This window comes from Actinoplanes siamensis, from assembly GCF_016862395.1.
GTDB lineage: Bacteria > Actinomycetota > Actinomycetes > Mycobacteriales > Micromonosporaceae > Actinoplanes > Actinoplanes siamensis.
The window spans coordinates 1-786 of the sequence record NZ_BOMW01000154.1 but is presented as its reverse complement, the minus strand read 5'-3'; the positions used below and the strand labels follow the sequence as shown (position 1 = coordinate 786).

Below are 786 nucleotides of genomic sequence, written 5' to 3'. Positions count from 1 at the left end.
GCCCGGTCGGTGCTCTCCCAGCGCAGGTCCGGCAGCTCCCGGCCGAAGTGCCCGTACGCCGCGGTCTGCTGGTAGATCGGACGGAGCAGGTCCAGATCCCGGATGATCGCGGCCGGCCGCAGGTCGAAGACCTCGTTGATGGCCTTCTCGATCCGCTCGACCGGCACGTTCCCGGTGCCGAAGGTCTCCACGAACAGGCTCACCGGGTGCGCCTTGCCGATCGCGTACGCCACCTGGGTCTCGCACCGCTCGGCCAGCCCCGCGGCCACCACGTTCTTGGCCACCCAACGCATCGCGTACGCCGCCGACCGGTCCACCTTCGACGGGTCCTTGCCGGAGAACGCCCCACCGCCGTGCCGGGCGTACCCACCGTACGTATCAACAATGATCTTGCGACCGGTCAGGCCGGCGTCACCCATCGGACCACCGATCTCGAACCGGCCGGTCGGGTTGACCAGCAGCCGGTAGCCCTCGGTGTCCAGACCCAGACCCTCCAGCTCCGGCCCGATCACGTGCTCACGCACATCCGGGGTGAGCAGCGACTCCAGCGAGATGTCCGCGGCGTGCTGCGACGACACCACGACGGTGTCCAGACGCACCGGACGCAGCCCGTCGTACTCGATGGTGACCTGCGTCTTACCGTCCGGGCGCAGGTACGGGATCGTGCCGTCCTTACGGGCCGCGGACAGCCGGCGGGCCAGACGGTGCGCCAGCGCGATCGGCAACGGCATCAGCTCCGGCGTCTCCGAGCAGGCGAAACCGAACATCATGCCCTGGTCACCGGCG

General features: G+C 69.5%; 1 protein-coding gene. It reads right to left on the bottom strand.

What is annotated here, in order from left to right:
* Positions 1–786: methionine adenosyltransferase (metK, locus tag Asi03nite_RS37525; protein ID WP_203685263.1), on the bottom strand; the 786-nt coding region annotated here is incomplete at both ends.